14 protein-coding genes and 6 pseudogenes are annotated in these 17,238 nt (G+C 55.9%); 5 read left to right on the forward strand and 15 right to left on the reverse strand.

Going from position 1 to position 17,238, the window contains the following annotated elements:
- Window positions 1–5 precede the first annotated feature (5 nt).
- Entirely contained in the window at window positions 6–842 is an 837-nt protein-coding gene (locus HU749_RS12165; RefSeq protein ID WP_202600572.1) for an IS3 family transposase, read from the reverse strand.
- On the reverse strand, window positions 839–1,144 hold the full coding sequence (locus tag HU749_RS29215) for a transposase (RefSeq protein ID WP_181286468.1): 306 nt from the start codon (window positions 1,142–1,144) through the stop codon (window positions 839–841). Before HU749_RS29215 ends, HU749_RS12165 begins: the two co-directional genes overlap by 4 nt.
- A 122-nt stretch (window positions 1,145–1,266) precedes the next feature.
- Between HU749_RS29215 and HU749_RS29465 the strand changes: the two are divergent.
- Window positions 1,267–1,407, forward strand: a pseudogene (locus tag HU749_RS29465) (hypothetical protein); the annotation flags it as partial.
- 646 nt (window positions 1,408–2,053) lie between these two features.
- Window positions 2,054–2,224 (forward strand): annotated as a pseudogene (locus HU749_RS12170) (transposase); the annotation flags it as partial.
- A gap of 58 nt (window positions 2,225–2,282) precedes the next feature.
- Here HU749_RS12170 and HU749_RS12175 read toward each other — a convergent pair.
- From HU749_RS12175 to HU749_RS29470, 8 genes and pseudogenes are all read right to left on the reverse strand, one after another.
- The gene (locus HU749_RS12175) at window positions 2,283–2,879 is read right to left on the reverse strand and encodes a cytochrome c3 family protein (protein WP_013692861.1); all 597 of its coding nucleotides are present in this window, start codon (window positions 2,877–2,879) and stop codon (window positions 2,283–2,285) included.
- 9 nt (window positions 2,880–2,888) lie between these two features.
- The gene (locus HU749_RS12180; RefSeq protein WP_013692862.1) at window positions 2,889–3,374 is read right to left on the reverse strand and encodes a nitrate reductase cytochrome c-type subunit; all 486 of its coding nucleotides are present in this window, start codon (window positions 3,372–3,374) and stop codon (window positions 2,889–2,891) included.
- An 11-nt stretch (window positions 3,375–3,385) separates the two neighbouring features.
- Complete coding sequence (gene napA / locus HU749_RS12185; RefSeq protein ID WP_025214375.1) at window positions 3,386–5,890, reverse strand: nitrate reductase catalytic subunit NapA; 2,505 nt, start codon at window positions 5,888–5,890, stop codon at window positions 3,386–3,388.
- Window positions 5,887–6,147 carry a chaperone NapD gene (locus HU749_RS12190; RefSeq protein WP_025214374.1) on the reverse strand — a complete coding sequence of 87 codons (261 nt, stop codon included), beginning with the start codon at window positions 6,145–6,147 and terminating at the stop codon, window positions 5,887–5,889. Before HU749_RS12190 ends, napA begins: the two co-directional genes overlap by 4 nt.
- Before the next feature lie 36 nt (window positions 6,148–6,183).
- Window positions 6,184–6,351, reverse strand: coding sequence for a periplasmic nitrate reductase, NapE protein (gene napE, locus HU749_RS12195; RefSeq protein WP_025214373.1), 168 nt, complete (start codon window positions 6,349–6,351; stop codon window positions 6,184–6,186).
- A 250-nt stretch (window positions 6,352–6,601) separates the two neighbouring features.
- On the reverse strand, window positions 6,602–7,309 hold the full coding sequence (locus HU749_RS29600; RefSeq protein ID WP_374046026.1) for a methyl-accepting chemotaxis protein: 708 nt from the start codon (window positions 7,307–7,309) through the stop codon (window positions 6,602–6,604).
- 153 nt (window positions 7,310–7,462) lie between these two features.
- A pseudogene (locus tag HU749_RS29605) lies at window positions 7,463–8,263 on the reverse strand (nitrate- and nitrite sensing domain-containing protein); the annotation flags it as partial.
- 184 nt (window positions 8,264–8,447) lie between these two features.
- Window positions 8,448–8,567, reverse strand: a pseudogene (locus HU749_RS29470) (type II toxin-antitoxin system RelE/ParE family toxin); the annotation flags it as partial.
- A gap of 14 nt (window positions 8,568–8,581) precedes the next feature.
- On the opposite strand from HU749_RS29470, the pseudogene HU749_RS29475 reads away from it, so the two are divergent.
- The 3 genes and pseudogenes from HU749_RS29475 to HU749_RS12215 all read left to right on the forward strand — a co-directional run.
- Window positions 8,582–8,870: pseudogene (locus tag HU749_RS29475) on the forward strand (DUF421 domain-containing protein); the annotation flags it as partial.
- 2 nt (window positions 8,871–8,872) lie between these two features.
- A pseudogene (locus tag HU749_RS12210) lies at window positions 8,873–9,231 on the forward strand (nitric oxide reductase activation protein NorD); the annotation flags it as partial.
- 37 nt (window positions 9,232–9,268) lie between these two features.
- A complete protein-coding gene (locus HU749_RS12215) occupies window positions 9,269–9,625 on the forward strand; it encodes a hypothetical protein (protein ID WP_025214371.1) in 357 nt (118 codons plus the stop codon).
- A 466-nt stretch (window positions 9,626–10,091) separates the two neighbouring features.
- Here the strand turns inward: HU749_RS12215 and HU749_RS12220 are convergent, their stop codons facing one another.
- From HU749_RS12220 to HU749_RS12240, 5 genes are all read right to left on the reverse strand, one after another.
- Window positions 10,092–12,113: a nitric oxide reductase activation protein NorD gene (locus tag HU749_RS12220; protein WP_025214370.1), complete on the reverse strand. Its 2,022-nt coding sequence runs from the start codon at window positions 12,111–12,113 to the stop codon at window positions 10,092–10,094.
- A complete protein-coding gene (locus HU749_RS12225; RefSeq protein WP_025214369.1) occupies window positions 12,114–12,929 on the reverse strand; it encodes a CbbQ/NirQ/NorQ/GpvN family protein in 816 nt (271 codons plus the stop codon). It lies immediately after the preceding gene.
- A gap of 14 nt (window positions 12,930–12,943) precedes the next feature.
- Window positions 12,944–14,311: a cbb3-type cytochrome c oxidase subunit I gene (locus HU749_RS12230; protein ID WP_013692871.1), complete on the reverse strand. Its 1,368-nt coding sequence runs from the start codon at window positions 14,309–14,311 to the stop codon at window positions 12,944–12,946.
- 15 nt (window positions 14,312–14,326) lie between these two features.
- The gene (locus HU749_RS12235; protein ID WP_025214367.1) at window positions 14,327–15,184 is read right to left on the reverse strand and encodes a c-type cytochrome; all 858 of its coding nucleotides are present in this window, start codon (window positions 15,182–15,184) and stop codon (window positions 14,327–14,329) included.
- 669 nt (window positions 15,185–15,853) lie between these two features.
- Window positions 15,854–16,204, reverse strand: a complete 351-nt coding sequence (locus tag HU749_RS12240; protein ID WP_034114485.1) for a hypothetical protein — start codon at window positions 16,202–16,204, stop codon at window positions 15,854–15,856.
- Between the last annotated feature and the right edge of the window lie 1,034 nt (window positions 16,205–17,238).

Raw genomic sequence — 17,238 nt, forward strand, 5'->3', positions numbered from 1 at the left:
GGTGTTTATGCCGCTTTTTGCTCCATGGCTATTGGCGACAGGTAGTTGTTGTAGCTGTGGAGCCTAGTGCGGTTGTAGTACATGAAGAAACGCACCATGTCCGTTTTTGCCTCCTCGATCAGGCCGTAGCCGTTGCGAGGTACCCACTCTGACTTTAGCGTGCCAAAAAAGCGCTCAGTTGGAGCGTTGTCCCAGCACTGCCCTCGATGGCTCATGCTTTGCAAAATGCCGTGGCGCGTCAGTTCTTCTTGAAACTTGCGACTGGTGTACTGACATCCTTGATCTGAGTGAAACATCAGCCCAGGAGGACACGTTCGTACTTCTGTCGCCATGCGTAGCGCTTTGCTGACCAAGTTGGCGTCATTAACCAGAGAAAAAGCCCAGCCAATGACCCTGCGAGCATACAAATCAATCACGATGGCCAGATGAAGCCAGCGTTTGCCCACCATCAGACTGGTCACGTCGCCACACCAAACCTGATCGATTGCCGCCGGTTTGAAGTTGCGTTTTAGCCGATTGGGCGCGACAAATGCCTCCACGCCTCTGGATCTGAAGGGGTGGGGCTGACGTTGTTTACTGACAATGTTGGCCTCCCTCATCAGCGCTCGAACAAGGCTCCTTCCAGCTGTTATTTTCTGAGCCTTCAGGCCTTTGCTAATCATTCTGGAGCCCATGGCTTCGCGGCTTTCGCTGTGCAGCTCAACGACTTTCAACCTGAGTTCTTCACGTCTGATCCGCGGCTTGGCCCGCCGTTGAATCCACTCATAAAAGCTGCTGCGCTTCACACCGAAAACACGACACACCACGGCCGTCGGAAATGACTCTCTTAGCTCTGCGATCATCGGAAACGATCGGGATCCGACATCAAGAGAGCGGTAGCCTTTTTTAATATTTCGGCTTCCATTTCCATGCGCTTGATCTTGGCCTTCAATTCCTGAATCTGGCGTTGATCTTCGGTAATCGCCTTGGTGCCTTTAACTGGCTGCCCCTCACGCTCCTTGCGAACCTGATCAACCCAGCGTCGCAAAGCAGTGGGCCCGATATCCAGTGATGCACACACATCTAGAACCGGGCAGTTATCATCAAGCACCATGCTGGCAGCGTGCAGCTTGAACTCGCGGGTATAGACCTTTCTTTCGTTCATGGAACCTCCAAGTTGGCGAAATCATATCGCCCTTAAGAGGTGTCCGGAATTATTAGGCCAGTTCATTTTGGCTCCAATCAAGGACTCAAGAGCGTAGCAGCGGAAGGGGTGGAAACAAAGGGCGGTTGAATAAGCGAGCGCTACGCGATGCTCGCGCTCTGCGTGATATCGCCAGGGCGCTGGTCGCGAAGGGTATCGATCCCCGCGATCAGCGGCGCCTTGAGCGCAATGCCAAGCTTTTGAACCTGCAAAACACCTCCTGAGCGTCGTTTTAGCGTTGATGTGCTGCAGATCCTCGGCTTTTGGGAGAGGGGCGCGGCACCACCCGAAGATGTTGCCGTCGTGCGATGGGGTTCAAGCAATGCTGAATCGGGTTATGCCAACACCGTCGGTCTACCGTCGCCGGGCTTGAGAGCGATCGCGTGCAACACATCTGAATGCTAACTTTGTGCCCATAGACTCACGCCTCTACGCCATTGCACTGACCGGCGGCACGGCGTGCTCCCTTAAGCCTATCTATGCATCGGGATGAGTGGAGGGCCGGAGAGGGGAATTCTGCCGTCCAGGTTAGCCAGCCACTACATAACGCCCCGACTGGCTAATCGAAAGGTTCGCTGGACGTTCCGTACTCCGTACACGCAAGTTTGCCCTTCGCTGGCTGAGGCGTTATCGCCCTCTATTTCCGTCGACCCTATCAGACGAAGTAGGTTTCGAAATCCTTTTGCTTGTTGCTCCGGAGAGCGTGCGCCATCGACTATGTTGCCCATCGGTCGGGCTGGGCGACAAAGGCTTGGTGTGCATTCGAATTCGGAGGAACCTAACCCGTTTTTCCTAAAATCAATTTAGACAAAGGGGGTAGAGAAGTGAAGCGTAGCTGCTGGATCTGTTGGGGCGATGTATATCGAAAAGGAGACAGCCGCCCAGCTTCTACCGACAGCTGGAGACAACAGCGATTGCTTTCGCTCGGGATCTAGTTTTGCTTCCCTTTGTGGCGTCAGCCCCGTCCAGACACCTTCAGGACAGTTCAGTCGCCATCGCTTAAATCGAGGCGGTGACCGTGCTGCCAATAGCACCTTGCACTGATATCGATGGAGGGGATTCATTCTCACAAAAGACTATTGGCTCCCGACCACTTTGATTACCAACCTTTCACCCCACTCATGTCAGGCAGCTTATGAGCAATGCCCTTGTGGCAATCGATGCAGGTTGCCTCGCCATTGGCCAGTGAGGTCGAGTGCATGCTCGAGGCGCGCTTGCTTTGCCGGGTGAAGTCCATGAATTCGAAGTTGTGACAATTGCGGCATTCTCGCGAGTCGTTGGCCTTGAGTCGGGCCCATTCGTGCTCGGCCAGTTCACGTCGCAGGGCGAGGAATTTGTCGCGGGTGTCGATGGTGCCGAAAATCTTGCCCCAGACCTCCTTGGAGGCCTGCATCTTGCGCGCGATCTTATGGGTCCACTCGTGTGGCACGTGACAGTCCGGACAACTGGCGCGTACGCCGGAGCGGTTGGTGTAGTGGATCGTGTCCTTGAGCTCGACAAACACGTTGTCACGCATTTCATGGCAGGACACGCAGAACGTCTCGGTATTGGTCGCCTCCAGGGCAGTGTTGAAGCCGCCCCAGAAAACGATACCGGCGATAAAGCCCCCAAGCGTCAGGAAACCCAGGCTGTAATACAGGCTCGGACGACGCAGGACGCCCCAGTAGTCCTTGAGCAAGGCGAACAGTGCTTTCATGTTGCCTCCTCAAGGTTTCTTCGTGGCGTTGGCGTTGTCTTGCAGCAGTTTGTCGATTGTCTCGAAATTGTTTCCCACCAAAGGCTTCACGTCCGCCTGCGGTACATGGCACTGGTTGCAGAAGTACCGACGTGGTGAGACGGCCGCCAGCGCTTGGCCATCGCGGTCCATGTAGTGGGTGATGCTGATCATCGTTGCCTGGGTCCGTGCGCTGTTGGCACGGCTGTGACAGGACAGGCACTTGTTGCCGTTCGCGTCGACCTGATAGCCACGGATGGTGTGGGGAATGGTCGGCGGCTGGTCCGGGTAATTACGCTCGCGTTTGAGGTCTTTGTTTTCTTCATCGGTAATGGGCGGGGCGGGCATGTTCTGGGACAGAGTGCCGCCGGGGCGACGCCCATCCGGAGCTGGCGCGTCGAGCGGGTAGTCGATTTCAGCCGCGATCACCACGCCAATCGCGGCAAGCAGAAACAAGGGCAGCATTCGAAAAAGCATCAGGGTTCTCCTCAGGCCACGCTGACCAACTCGATGCGTATCGCGCACTTTTTGTAGTCGGTTTGCTTGGAGATCGGGTCGGTGGCATCGAGCGTGACCTTGTTGATCAGCTTGTTGGCGTCGAAAAACGGCACAAATACCAATCCTTGAGGCGGCTTGTTGCGCCCGCGGGTTTCGATGCGCGCACGGATCTCACCGCGTCGGCTGATCAGCTTCACTTCACTGCCGCGCCGTGCTTTCAAGGCCTTGGCATCCTCGGGATGCATGTACACCAGCGCATCCGGCACGGCTTTGTAGAGTTCTTCGACTCGCTGGGTCATGCTGCCCGTGTGCCAGTGTTCAAGAACGCGCCCGGTGCTCAGCCAGAACGGGTAGTCCGCATCCGGTGCCTCGGCCGGCGGTTCGTAGGGGAGGGCGAAAATGATCGCCTTCTTGTCCGGATAGCCATAGAACTGCACCTCGCTGCCTTTCTCCACATAGGGGTCCAGCCCCTCGCGATAACGCCAGCGGGTTTCCTTGCCATCCACCACCGGCCAGCGCAGGCCCCGTTCACTGTGGTAACGGTCAAACGCGGCAAGGTCATGTCCATGGCCGCGACCGAATTGGGCGTACTCCTCGAATAGCCCCTTCTGCGGGTAAAACCCAAAGGCCTTGGCTTCATCGTTTTTGTAGCCGGCTTCCAACTGCTCGACGGGGAACTGGTCCACCTGGCCATTTTTGAACAGTACCTCGAAGAGGGTCTTGCCCTTGAGCTCAGGTGCCTTGGCGAGCAATTCGGCGGGCCAGGTTTCATCGGTGGTGAAGCGCTTGGAAAATTCCATCAACTGCCACAGGTCCGACCGGGCGTCTCCCGGTGCCGTCACCAACTGATGCCAGAATTGCGTGCGTCGTTCAGCGTTACCGAAGGCGCCTTCCTTCTCCACCCACATGGCGCTGGGCAGAATCAGGTCGGCGGCCTGGGCGGAAACGGTGGGGTAGACGTCGGAGACAATCATGAAATTGTCCGGGTTGCGCCAACCCGGCAGGACTTCCTGCATGATGTTCGGTCCGGCCTGCATGTTGTTGCTGGCCTGGGTCCAGCACACGTTGAGCACACCGTCCTTGAGCATGCGGCTCTGTTCCACCGCGTGGAAGCCGGGCTTTTCCTGGATGGTGCCGGCGGGCAGCTTCCAGATTTTCTCGGCGGTGGCGCGATGCTTGGGATTGGTGACCACCAGGTCGGCCGGTAGTCGGTGGGAAAAAGTCCCCACTTCACGTGCCGTGCCACAGGCCGACGGTTGACCAGTCAACGAGAACGGGCTATTGCCCGGCTCACTGATCTTGCCGGTAAGCAGGTGGATGTTGTAGATCAGGTTGTTGGCCCAGACGCCACGCGTGTGCTGGTTGAACCCCATGGTCCAGAACGACACGACCTTACGCTTGGGGTCGGCATACAACTGCGCCAGGCTTTTCAGTCGCTCAGGTGCAACCCCCGTCTCCCTGGCGGTTCGCTCCAGCGTGTAAGGCTTGACGAAGGCGGCGTACGCCTCGAAGTCAATATCCGTCCAGGTGTTGGCCTTGCCGGCATTCTTCGCGCTGGTTTCCCGTGGGTCGTCAGGACGCAGGCCGTAGCCGATGTCGTCGGCACCCCGGGCAAAGCGAGTGTGCTTGCTGATGAAATCCTGGTTCACCGCGCCGCTTTCAATGATGTGGTTGGCGATGTAGTTAAGAATCAGCAGGTCGGTTTGCGGCTTGAACACCATGGGGATGTCGGCCAACTCGAAACTGCGATGTTCGAAGGTGGACAGCACCGCCACTTTCACATGGGGCTGGCTCAGGCGGCGATCGGTGACCCGGCTCCAGAGCACCGGGTGCATCTCGGCCATGTTCGAGCCCCAGAGCACGAAGGCATCGGTGGCTTCGATGTCGTCATAACAACCCATGGGTTCATCGGCGCCAAAGGTGCGCATGAACCCCATCACCGCCGAAGCCATGCAATGGCGGGCGTTGGGGTCGATGTTGTTGGTGCGAAAGCCGGCCTTCATCAGTTTATTGGCGGCGTAGCCTTCCCAGACCGTCCACTGTCCGGAGCCGAACATACCGACCGATTCCGGCCCCTTGTTTTTCAGGGCTTGCTTGAACTTCAGCTCCATGATGTCGAAGGCTTGCTCCCAACTGACCGGCTGGAATTCTCCCTGCTTGTCGTACTGACCGTTCTTCATGCGCAACAGCGGCTGGGTCAGGCGATCAACGCCATACATGATCTTTGAAAGAAAATAGCCTTTCACGCAGTTGAGCCCACGATTGACTTCGGCCTTCACGTCGCCATGGGTGGCGACCACCCGGTTATCCCGGGTCGCGACCATCACGCTGCACCCGGTGCCACAGAACCGGCAGGGCGCCTTGTTCCAGTCCAGGGTGACCATATCCGCTTCGGTTACCAGGTTGCTGGAAGAGGTTACGATCGGCAGGCCCGCAGCGGCGGCTGCAATGGCGGCGGCCTGGGTCTTGACGAATGCACGGCGGGTCATGCTCATTCGATGTCTCCTTCGGGCTCGAGGAGTTCGTGATAGATCAACGCCGCGTTGAGTACGCCGGGCAGGTTGTTGATCTGGTCGATGCGTTGCAGGATCTGGCTTTCATGCACGGCTTCAAGCACTACCACCAGTTTTCCGGCGGCACTTTCCTGATGCAGTTCCAGGCCATCGAGCAGGCGCAGGTTGGCCTTGACCGCGTCGAACATCTCCGGTCGGGCAAGTACGACAAGACTGGCGATATGCAAGGTTTCGTCCATGAACGGGCTCCAATAGCCTCAAGAAAAAGCCACCGGTCAGAGGGGTGGGCCAGGAGGGCCATACAGCATCTGGAAAAACCAGACGAGGAAACCGTAGCCGCCGACGATGGCGACCGACAGCAGCGGAAAGAGGAACACGACAAGGAAGAGGAACAGCCGGGTTTCCTTGCGGCGATCAGGTTTGCGTTCTTCAGCCAACGACATTGGGGCTTCTCCAGCCGAACCTGAATTTATACTAGGACAGAAAAATCAAACTGGCCTATTTGTCCAGTTTTTATGACGAGCGGCTATGTCCCATATGAGTCCAACAGCGGCAAGTCCTGTTCTTCATCTACTATTTATTTTCTAGGGAGAGGGAGCTTGCTCCCGGTTCCGCAGCGACGTCCTATCGCTGCGCTTGAGTTAGAAAATAGTAAAGATCAGTATTCACCAACGAGCTGGGTACATAAGAATATCAAGTCATTTTGAAACGACTCACCATGACTTGTTGGTGTTCTGCCAACCTGGCTAGCTCCGGGCTAGTCGCTGCTGTTTGATCAGCTCCGGCGCTGACCTGAATAGCGACATCGTTGATTTCCATCACATTTCGGTTGATATCTTCCGCAACGGCACTTTGCTCCTCGGCAGCGGTGGCGATCTGCATGTTGCGGTCGCTGATGCTCGAAACGCCCACGGCAATCTCCGCCAGTAGTTCCCCCGCGCGCTCGATATTGGAGGCACCGGTGCGCGTCTTGCTCAAGGTTTCCTGCTTCGAACTGGTGGCGCGATCCGAGCCAGCCTGCAGTTTGGTGATCATGTCTTGGATGTTTCCAGTGGACTCTTGGGTTCTTTGAGCAAGCGTACGCACTTCAGTCGCGACCACCGCGAAACCACGTCCATGGTCGCCGGCCCGCGCAGCTTCGATGGCTGCGTTCAGAGTCAGCAGGTTAGTCTGTTCGGCGATGCCACGGATAACGTCTAGCACAGTGGAAATCGAATCACTTTCATTTTTCAGCTCGACAACGATGGCGGCGGTTTGATCCGCTTGCTCGGACAGGTCTTGGATGACACGGACGGTCGCCTCGATTTCTTTTCTGCCTTTTTCGGTGCTTTGGCTCACCTGTTGTGACAGGGCTGCCGCATCGCCGGTGCTCTGCGCAACATCACGAACCGTAGCGCTCATCTCATTGATGGCCGTGACCACCAGTTCCGTTCCCTGGCGTTGGCGTTCAAGGCTCTGGCTGGTCTGAAATGTGACAGCCGAAGACTCTTCTGCTGCAGTGGCCACTTGCGCGGTCGCGGTTCCAATTTCTTGAATAATTTGACTGAGCTCGGTGGCCGTGCGATTTAGGTTGTTGGCAATTGTGCCGAACTCATCCCGCCCCTCATAAGTGGCGCGGCTGGTGAGTTCTCTTTCGGAAAGAGCGATCAGCACGTTATTGACTTCGCCTACTGCTGCCCTAATGTTACGGATGATGCAGTACGACAGCAGGGTCACTGCCGCCACTGCACCGCCTACCGAGCCTAGGACAACCCATAACACGAAATATGCGTGGTCGTGCGCCTGATTGGCCAACTTGCATATGTGCAGGCTGAGCGCATTTTCGACGTCACTCATCTGGTCTATTCTGGCTGTCGATAGCTTAAACCAAGACTCGGCTGGGACGTCGAGCGAGTGGCCCATAGGCGTTTCGAAAATCAGTCGCTGAAGCCTAGCCACTTCCATAGCGTCGGCTGCCGCCATCTTATCGTCCAGTTGACGGACGTAGGCCTCATCGGCACTGCCGCGAAAGCCCTCAGCATAAGCTGAAAATTCGCCGAGGTTTCGGCTGAAGGTTGAGAGCAGTTCTGAATCTACACGGTTCTGGTTGAACACCACCCCCAATGTCGCGCGCTCCCGGCCGGCTCGCTCTTTCATCTCGATGAACTGATTGAGTGAGGAAAGGCTTCGCGCCAACTCTGGCTTTTCCACACTGCGTTGAAGTGCATGAGTGTAGGCGATCAAGCAGCCTCGTATTTCGCTTAGTACCTTTCCTGAAATTGGTCTTGGGATGCTCCCGTTCTGTATGATGTGGCCAGGGTGCTGATCGCTAGGCTCCTGGTCATGAAAAATGCCTAAAAAGCGGTTGCTCAGCATTGAAAGTGGTATGCAAGTTGAGCATTTTGTTTCTGGTTGCGGGCCTCAAACATCCGGTCGGACCCAGAACCTCCCGCTTCAATTGACTGCTCCGTCGACTGACAGCTAGGCGCTCAGGTTCAGATGTAGAGGGGGCTGACTTTCGCTGTTCATGGCCAGTTAACCCCTTGAGCCAGGTCGGTGTTCAGTCGTTGGTCAGGTGCAGTTGCACTTCTAGGGCGTCATGCAGGAGTCGGACGACTTCGATCACGTCGTCGTTTGCCACACGATAGAACTCGATATGGCGTGGGCTCTTGACCGTCCCACACCATTTACCTGATGTTGATGATTCTGTTCAGATCGTCGGCAGGCGCTCCCCGGCGCAACTCACTACCTTCGACCTAGTGTTATTGATGGTGATCCGCGAGGCCGCTCAGCAGGTGTTGCTGGGCGATGATTTTTCGTTGACCAACGCCGTTTTGGTCATTGTCACGTTGACGCCATTGACATTGGTTTCTCATTGGTCAAACAGCGCTCACGCTGGTTTTTCCGTGTGCTCGATGGCGGGCCGACGATCGTGGTCGAAGACGGCAGAGTACTCGCTGAGCGCCTCAAGCATTCGCGGCTGGCAACGATGTCGGACTGCGCATTGCCGCACTCGAACCGGAACGCTACACCGGGGCAGGGTTCGCCATAAGCCACGCCAGCACCTTACGATGCGCGAAGTGAGCAGTCATAGTCTGCTATTGTTGATTTCCGATGGCAAACCTAATGATATCGATCAGCATAATGGTCGTTATGGTGTAGAAGACATGCGCCAGGCAGTCACCGAAGCTGATTTACAAGGCATCTATTCCTTCTGTTTGACCATCCACCGGCAGGCAGCAAACTATCTGCCTGCGGTATTTGGCGCGCGTCAATCCGCCTTGTTGCCCAGACCCGAGTTGTTGCCCGGCGTGAAGGGGATCAAAAGGCTGGTGATGGCTTGAACCTCCACAATTCGCCTTCTCTTTGGAGAGTCCTCTTATGCCTAAAGACAAGACCCCATCGTCGGTTGTTGCACAACAACTTCAGATGACGCTTTCGAGATGGGACGCTGAAGACACATCAAAAGCTTTTCCCACCCAAGGCATTAATGAGTTTCCTGAATTATCAAATACCGAGTTGGTTCACCTTCGTGTTCGTGTGATTGCACTGGAAAATCTGGTTATCGCGTTGCTCGCCCAAGGGACGGATCAACAGCTTACGGTCGCGCGTGAAATGGCTGGCTACATTCGGCCTAGACCGGGTTTTACCCAGCACCCTTTGACGATTCATGCTGCATCCCAAATGGTCAACAGCGTCGACCGTGCAGTGAGATTTCGAAAGCTGTCGGAAATATGAACAACCATCCTCCATTCGGTATGCAAGAGACTATTCGCCAATGATCGAGGCCTGCTTCAGTTCGACAACGGCATTGGTGGGTGTAAAGGCTTGTGGCTTGATGCGTGCAACCTTTGATCTGGCTCTGGATTTCTGTCGGATCCAGCGTCGTGGAGGCCTGCTCCCGGTTATTGAGCACCCGGCCTCGGTGTATTGGCTGATGCCAAAGGCGCCATCGAGGCACTGCGCGGCCTGGCCTGCGCGACACAGCTTGCTCTGCATTCAAAGATTTAGGTTTAGAAGTTACTGTGCGCGTCATCGCAGTGTCTCGTCCTGAATAAGGTTTACACCTTCTGACCTATCTTCAGGAGGAACCAATGGATTCAGGAAAAGGCGCAGTCATGAAGTCATCTCCCCACTGACGGGAAACTTCAGTCATGAGCCGAAAACCGCCTGCCATGAAAAAACCTTGGCGGGCGTCTCTCGTTCACGCTGATACCAGTCGTTTGATCCAGTCCAGCAGCACACTGGGTAGCAACTCGGGTCTGTGCAGTAAGGCATATTGCCGCGAGCCGAATACCGCTGGCAGGTAGTTCGCCGCCTGGCGATCGATAGTCAAACAGAAGGGATAGATGCCTTGGAGCTTGGCTTCGGTTACGGCCTGACGCATGTCTTCGACGCCGTAGCGGCCTTCATACTGGTCAACATCGTTGGGTTTGCCATCGGAGATCAGCAATAAGAGACGGTGCGTGGCAGCTTCGCGCATCAGCAACGTGCTGGCGTGGCGCAGGGCGGCGCCGGCCCGGGTGTAGCGTTCCGGTTCGAGAGCCGCTATGCGCCGACCGACTTCAAGGCTGTAACGCTCATCGAAGGTTTTCAGAGTTCGGATCGTGACCCGCTGCGGCCCTTCGCCGGAAAACGCCATCACACTATAAGGCTCGCCCAGGCTCTCTAGCGCCAGGCAGACCAGCAGCAACGCTTCGCGCTCGACATCAATGACCCGACGATGGCAGGACAGCCAGCTGTCGGTGGAGCCGCTGACGTCGATCAGCAACATGATCGCCATGTCGCGACGGCCACGACGCTGGGTCTGATACAGCGCCTGCGGCATGCTCAGGCCAGCTCGGGCCTCGGCGCAAGCGTCGATATACGCTTCCAGATCGATTTCGTCTCCGTCCCATTGTTTGCGTAGCCTGACGCGTTGGGCCCGCAGACTTTCGAATTGCCGACGGATGGCATCCAGCACCGGACGATGAGCATCAAGGGTTCGCTTGACCCATTGCTGCGGGCCTTCCCGAACAGGACACAGTTGCAGGGTCGCCCCCGGATCACGGTACACCTGGTGGTGATAATCCCATTCGGGATAGCTGATCGCGTGGGTTGCGAGGTCCCGTGCACGGTGCTGAAATCGGGTCCGTGGCGGGTCGAGGGACAGCAGCACTTCTTTCGGGCGACCTGCCGTCACCACCAGCCGGGCTTCGTTGAGTTCGGACAAAGACTCAGCGAAATCAGCCGCAGGGGTATCGGTATCCCGGTCGGTCGGGCGCTGCATGCCCATGGGGTCTTCGGCTTTTTCCAGCGGTTCGGCGGGTTGCACCATCCATAGGCCTTGTTCCTGATCGTCGTCCTCATCGGCACAGGCCTCGCGCGCAGTGGGCTGACGTGTGAGGCGGGCACTGCGTGGCAGGGCATCGTCGGTGTCGACTTCACCGGGCGGGGGCGAGACTTCCTGACCCGCCGACGGTTCGCGCAGGTCGCCGGTCCAGGCATCAAGGAGAAGCCTGTCTGGGCCGAGCCCGTGAGATTCTTCGCAGAGGAGGAGACGTTGCGCGAGTGCTTCCGACAGTTGCAGCGAATCGGCGGTGTGGGTGGGGGTCGCCAACTCTTCCAGAGGCGCGCCGCATTCATTGTTCAGCAGTAAACGCAGGAAGTTTTCCAGGGGTTGTCGCTGGCTGGGAAAGGTGTGAAGCGGCGGGCGGGTCGCCAGGGCATGCTGGCGCAAGTCATGGATCGAGGGCGCCAATCCCGGCAACAGGCGTATCAAATCCGCATCAGCCGCCCAAGCTTCGAGAAGTAGATAGACGCTGCGCTGCATCGGGTTGTCGAGGGCTGACAGGGCGTTTGCACTGCCTCGTTGGGCGCGCATCGCTTGTTGCAAGGCCAGGGCTCTATAACGCTTCAGGGTGGGCGGATTCTCGCTGCTTCCCAAATCCTGCGGTAGCCATATAGTCACGCCATCGGTCGCTGGGACGGCGCTTTGCTGACACGGCTTTTCGTGACGCACAAAAAGTTTCTTCAACAGCGTAGGGGGCGAGGGCGGTTGCGCGACGCGCAGCGAATAGTGGGTGTTGAACACTGCCTTGATCAGCAAGTCGAGGTGTTGTGCGACATCCCCGAGGGTGACGATTTTTTCAGTTTCCGAGGGGGGGCGGTGACGACGCCACAATGCCTGTGCATACACCGTCGCGTGACGTGCAACATCGGTAATGAGGTCCTCGGCTTCGGCCATTTAGATAAATGTCAGGTCGACAAGGTCGCGCATGGCAGCGACCAGTACCGCGTCGTCGGACAGCGGCGAGATCAACGCGACCCGACAGGCGATGGGCGCAGCAATGCCGCTGGTAATCAGTCGCGCAGTGGCAATCAACAGACGGGTACTGGGGACTTCCGCCAGGCCCCGGTCCTGCAGGGCGCGTATTCGCTGGGCGAGGGTGACCAGCGCGTGGGCGATGGCGTAGTCGGTTCCACCTTCATGGATGACAATGGCGATTTCGCGCTCGGCCGGCGGGAAATCGAAATCCAGCGCCACAAAGCGCTGTCGAGTGCTCGGCTTCAAATCCTTGAGTATTCGTTGGTAGCCGGGGTTGTAGGACACCACCAATTGAAAGTGTGGCGAGGCTTCAACGATTTCGCCGATTTTGTCCAGGGGCAGAATGCGTCGGTGGTCGGTCAGCGGGTGCAGGACGACAATGGTGTCTTGCCGCGCTTCGACCACCTCATCCAGGTAACAGATAGCGCCTTCGCGCACCGCCCGGGTCAGCGGGCCTTCCGTCCAGTGGGTACCTTGGTGACCGATCAGGAAGCGCCCGACCAGGTCGCTGGCACTCAAGTCGTCATGGCAGGAAATAGTGATCAGCGGGCGCTTGAGACGCCAGGCCATGTGTTCGACAAAACGGGTCTTGCCACACCCGGTGGGTCCTTTGAGCATGACAGCCAGCTGCTGTGCATGGCATTGATCGAAGATCGCCACCTCGTCGCCGCTGGACTGGTAATAGGGTTCAGCTTGCTGCGGCGCGGATTCTGCGGCCGACAGGTTCTGCTGCATTCGCGAACGATCCATTACAACGCTGCGCCCGACGCACGAGGCACCAGAACCGGATCGGCTTCATCGACATTGAATTGCGGCGCATGGCGGAAAAAATCGAAGATAAACAGCCCGACACCCAGGCTGAACATCGACGCCGTCGCCACCAGCATCAGGAAATGCACCTGAATCTTCAACTGCACATCCAGATAGCCCATGCCGAGAATGCGTTCCAGGTACACCTGAGCAATGCCCGCAGTGGCAAATGACAGGGTCATGCCGAACATCCCTCCCAACTGCAGCCAAAATGCCCAATAACCGATACTGCTTTCTTCCACGGGACGACGGGTCATGCCTGGAAGTGCGTAGGTGATCATCGCCAGGACTATCATGGCATAGGCCCCATAGAAGGCCGCATGGCCGTGCATTGCGGTAATCAGGGTGCCATGGGTCCATTTGTTGACGTCGGGGAAGGTATGAGCCAGACCGAGGAGGCCAGCGCCAAACATGGTGAACAGGGCGCTGCCCATGGTCCAGTGCAAGGCCAGTTTGTTGGGATGAGAGAGGCCGGAGCGGCGCATGGCGTTGTAGGCGTAGATCGCCATACCGACCAGCGCCATAGGCTCAAGTGCACTGAAGAAACCGCCCAATGGAAGCCAGTAATGGGGGACGCCGATCCAGTAATAATGGTGGGCGGTGCCAAGGATACCGGCAATGAACACCAGGCCGACAATCACGTACAGCCACTTCTCCATGACCTCGCGATCAGCACCGGACAGTCTGATCAGCAGATAGGCCAGAAAGCCGCCCTGGATCATTTCCCAGACACCTTCGACCCACAGGTGAATCGTCCACCAGCGGTAGTAGATCGATACCACGTAGTTTTCATAATGCAGCAGTGCAGGCAAATAAAGCACGGCGGCACTGGCCAGGCCCAACAAAAGAACGCCTTCGGTGGCAGTGAAACGCCCGGCTTTCTTGATGGTCATGCCGATGTTGTAGAGAAACATCAGCATGCAGATCACGATCACGATCTTGTGCGGCAGCGGTTGTTCGAGCAGTTTGTTCCCGGTGCCATAACCGAACAGATAGCCCAGCACGGCGGTGACCCCCATGGCCGTCCACAACCCGAGCTGGATATACGCCAGTTTGGTGCTGTGCAACTCGCCACGGGACTCGTCCGGCACCATCCAGTAGGTTGCCCCCATGAACCCGGTCAGTACCCAGACGATCAACAGATTGGTGTGTATTGCCTTGGTGACATCAAAGGGCAACACGTCCAGCAGGGGATCCGGTCCGAGGTATTTGGCCGCCGAGAGCAAGCCGAATACCAGTTGCAGACCGAATAGCGCCATGGCAACGGCGAAGTACCAGTAAGCGACGGATTGAGATCTGTAACGCATGGTCATCCCCTTTGATTACTGGAACGACGCCAGATAGGCGACCAGTTGATCGATCTGTTCGGGCGTTAGCGATTTGGCGAAGGTGTCCGGCATGAAAGACATGCCATTGGCGGAATACATGTCGCCCGGATGCAGGTACGCGCTTGGCGTGACGATGGATTCGCGGATGAAGCCTTCGACGTCCTTGGCCTTGCCCTTGTAGTCAGGCGAGGCAATGACCTGTTTGGCCCGAGCAGCCAACCCGGCCAGTGTCGGTCCGGCGAGATTGACTCCCGGTGCAATCGAATGACAAGCGCTGCACACCGGTGTGGCCGTGGTTCGAAACAGCGCCTCGCCCAGGGCGATCGGGTCTTCCTTGTCGGACACCGGGCGTGCGGCGGGTGGCTGGTTGCCACCGGCGACATTCTGTTGCGCAACGGTGAGGTCCATGCCGGGAATCGACGTGCCGGTCACCAGGATCGGCCGCGGCGGCCAGCCTTGATTGTCGACCTTGCTCACCCAATCCATAAAGGCGATCAACGCCGCGATTTCTTCGTCGTTGAGTTTTAGGTTCGGCATCAACCGGCGATGACGTTGCTCGTCATAAAACTTTGAGGGGTCTTTGAGGAACGCGGTGAGATAGGGGGTGCCGCGCTGCTGGGTGATTTTCGTAAGGTCCGGAGCGTAATACGCGCCTTCACCAAACAACGTATGGCAATTGATGCAATTGTATTCATGCCATACATCCTTGCCGCGAGTGACTTCTGGCGTGATCTGTTGAGCGTTGGTCAATTTTGGAAACTGCCGGTGACTATCAACCGTCATGCCAAGAAACACAATGGCGGCGATGGCCGTCGATATCAGCGCGAACGAGCGTGTCTGGCGTTTGTTCATTGCGAACTCCCTAGACGCCGATACCCGTCCAATAGGTGATGCCGATAACGCTGGCATAAACGACCGCGCTGGCCATCAGCACGAGCACGGCATAGCTGACTATCTTCAAAGCTTTTTGCACGGCTGCATCCCGAGTAGAAAGTGCAGTTGGAAAGTTCTTGGAAAAGCGCTCTGCCGGTTGGGTATTATTAACGATACCAAGCGCTGCATATTTGAGTGTGGTGGTTCAAGTTGTGAGAATGAATGATCTTGAGGGTAGTAGGCTTTGCATGGCTGTCAAGAAATTCTATGAAATTTTAACAAGTCGTAGTGACGGATACATAGAAGAAATTGAAATAATCAGGTGAAGCAAATGATCAGCATATCTCTATTGAGGGCGGAGGCGCATGGCATTCAGTCATGGTCAACCGTAAGCTCGATGGCTTCATGATATTTTGAGATCGGTATTTCGTCTCTTTTCATGATCCGGGATTCAAATTTCCGATCTAGATAGAGTCGATCGAGTAATCAAGGGCGGCGCAGCTCGAAAAAGTCCGAACGGTGGGAATCCATTTAGGAATCTGATCAAACATCGAATCGTTAATGATAGATATCAAAAACGACTTAAAAAGGCCCGCAAGCGGGCCTAAAAAGGGGGGGCTATTAGTCGCATGAAACTGTTCCGGCTTCTTACTCCTCAACTGCCACCAGTCGCGCACCTTTACGCGTGACCTGCTGCCCGACTTCAAATCTGGCATTGGGTGAGCGCACTGTACTAGTCTCACCTTGTGTGTTTTTTACTTGATAAGCGGTTTCAGATTTACCAATCCCTGTTTGCACCGCACTGCCTGCGAAAAAACCGCCAGCTGCGCCGACTAATGCACCAATCGGCCCCCCTACCGCGCCAACCATCATTCCGGTCAAGGCGCCGAAACCCTTGCCGGCAGTTGTGTCGGGGACTTCACGGATTATCTGGTCTGCCAGGCATAGCGGAGACAGTAGAGTACACAGGGTAAAACTGAGCGCGATTGAACGAGTCATGACATTGTCCCTTTGGGGTTTGCGTTAAGTTCAATACTCAATACACAAAACGGGCCAAGAATTTTATTCAACAATATCAATTAGTTAAGTATTTGAATGGTCATTACGACCTAGTCCGGAAAGGGTCATAATGACAAAACAATAGTCAATATGACTTCTCGACTGGTGGCTTATTCGGCGCCAGCTTACGGGACAGACGGTGAAGCGCCGCTAATAGACAATCCACCTCCTGAGAAGGTGCGACGCATCGGCGCGGGCAACAAGGGAGCAGCAGTAGAACTGCAATCATGGCGGCTACCGAGATTCCAGAGTTGTCGGGTGCCGAATTAGTCTGCCTTCATATCCGAGCTCTTGCCTTGGAAAAGCTAGTAATCAAAGAGAAGGTAGTCCGCTATGATTCTGCGATGACAACGCCACCAGACGGCCTCCCACATAGGATCGCATCGCTGGTCCTGACTGAGTTCTTGCAAACGCAAAAAAAGCCTGTTCAAGTTCTTCGGACGATGCATGGTCGCCATAGTTATGAAAACTTTATCTGATCCAGAGTCCATTAGTGTGGGCGCGATTCGGATATGTAAGTTGCTGCAACTTGAATATTGGCTCGGTCCAACAATACCAAGAGTGCTAACTATGACAATGAACATCGACTCCGTTTACTGTCTCTTGGAAGGCTTAGGCGTAGGGTTAAACGCTTCACCATCGATTGATGGTCCGTCGCCTGAAATTATATTTGCAGGGGGGGGGCGGAAATTTCGGTCATAGTCAATAAATAATCTATTCAAATCTGTATTTTAGACGAAAGGCGATAAAATCAGGCATGAATGCCCGTCACGAGAGGTTTTCGTGCCATGAGGAAAAATATATCGACCTGTTGGGAGATGCTATTTGTCTACTGGATAATCTTTTAAATAAATATTGAACCACTGGTGCTGATAATTGGTTTGACCCGTTTATAGAATATGATTGCTATTTTCGTGAGTAAGGAGGAGTGTTGATCACATAATTTCAGTTAAGAGCGATTGAGCATAATCGTT

Origin of the sequence: Pseudomonas ogarae (assembly GCF_014268695.2) — a bacterium.
In the GTDB taxonomy this organism is placed as follows: domain Bacteria; phylum Pseudomonadota; class Gammaproteobacteria; order Pseudomonadales; family Pseudomonadaceae; genus Aquipseudomonas; species Aquipseudomonas kilonensis.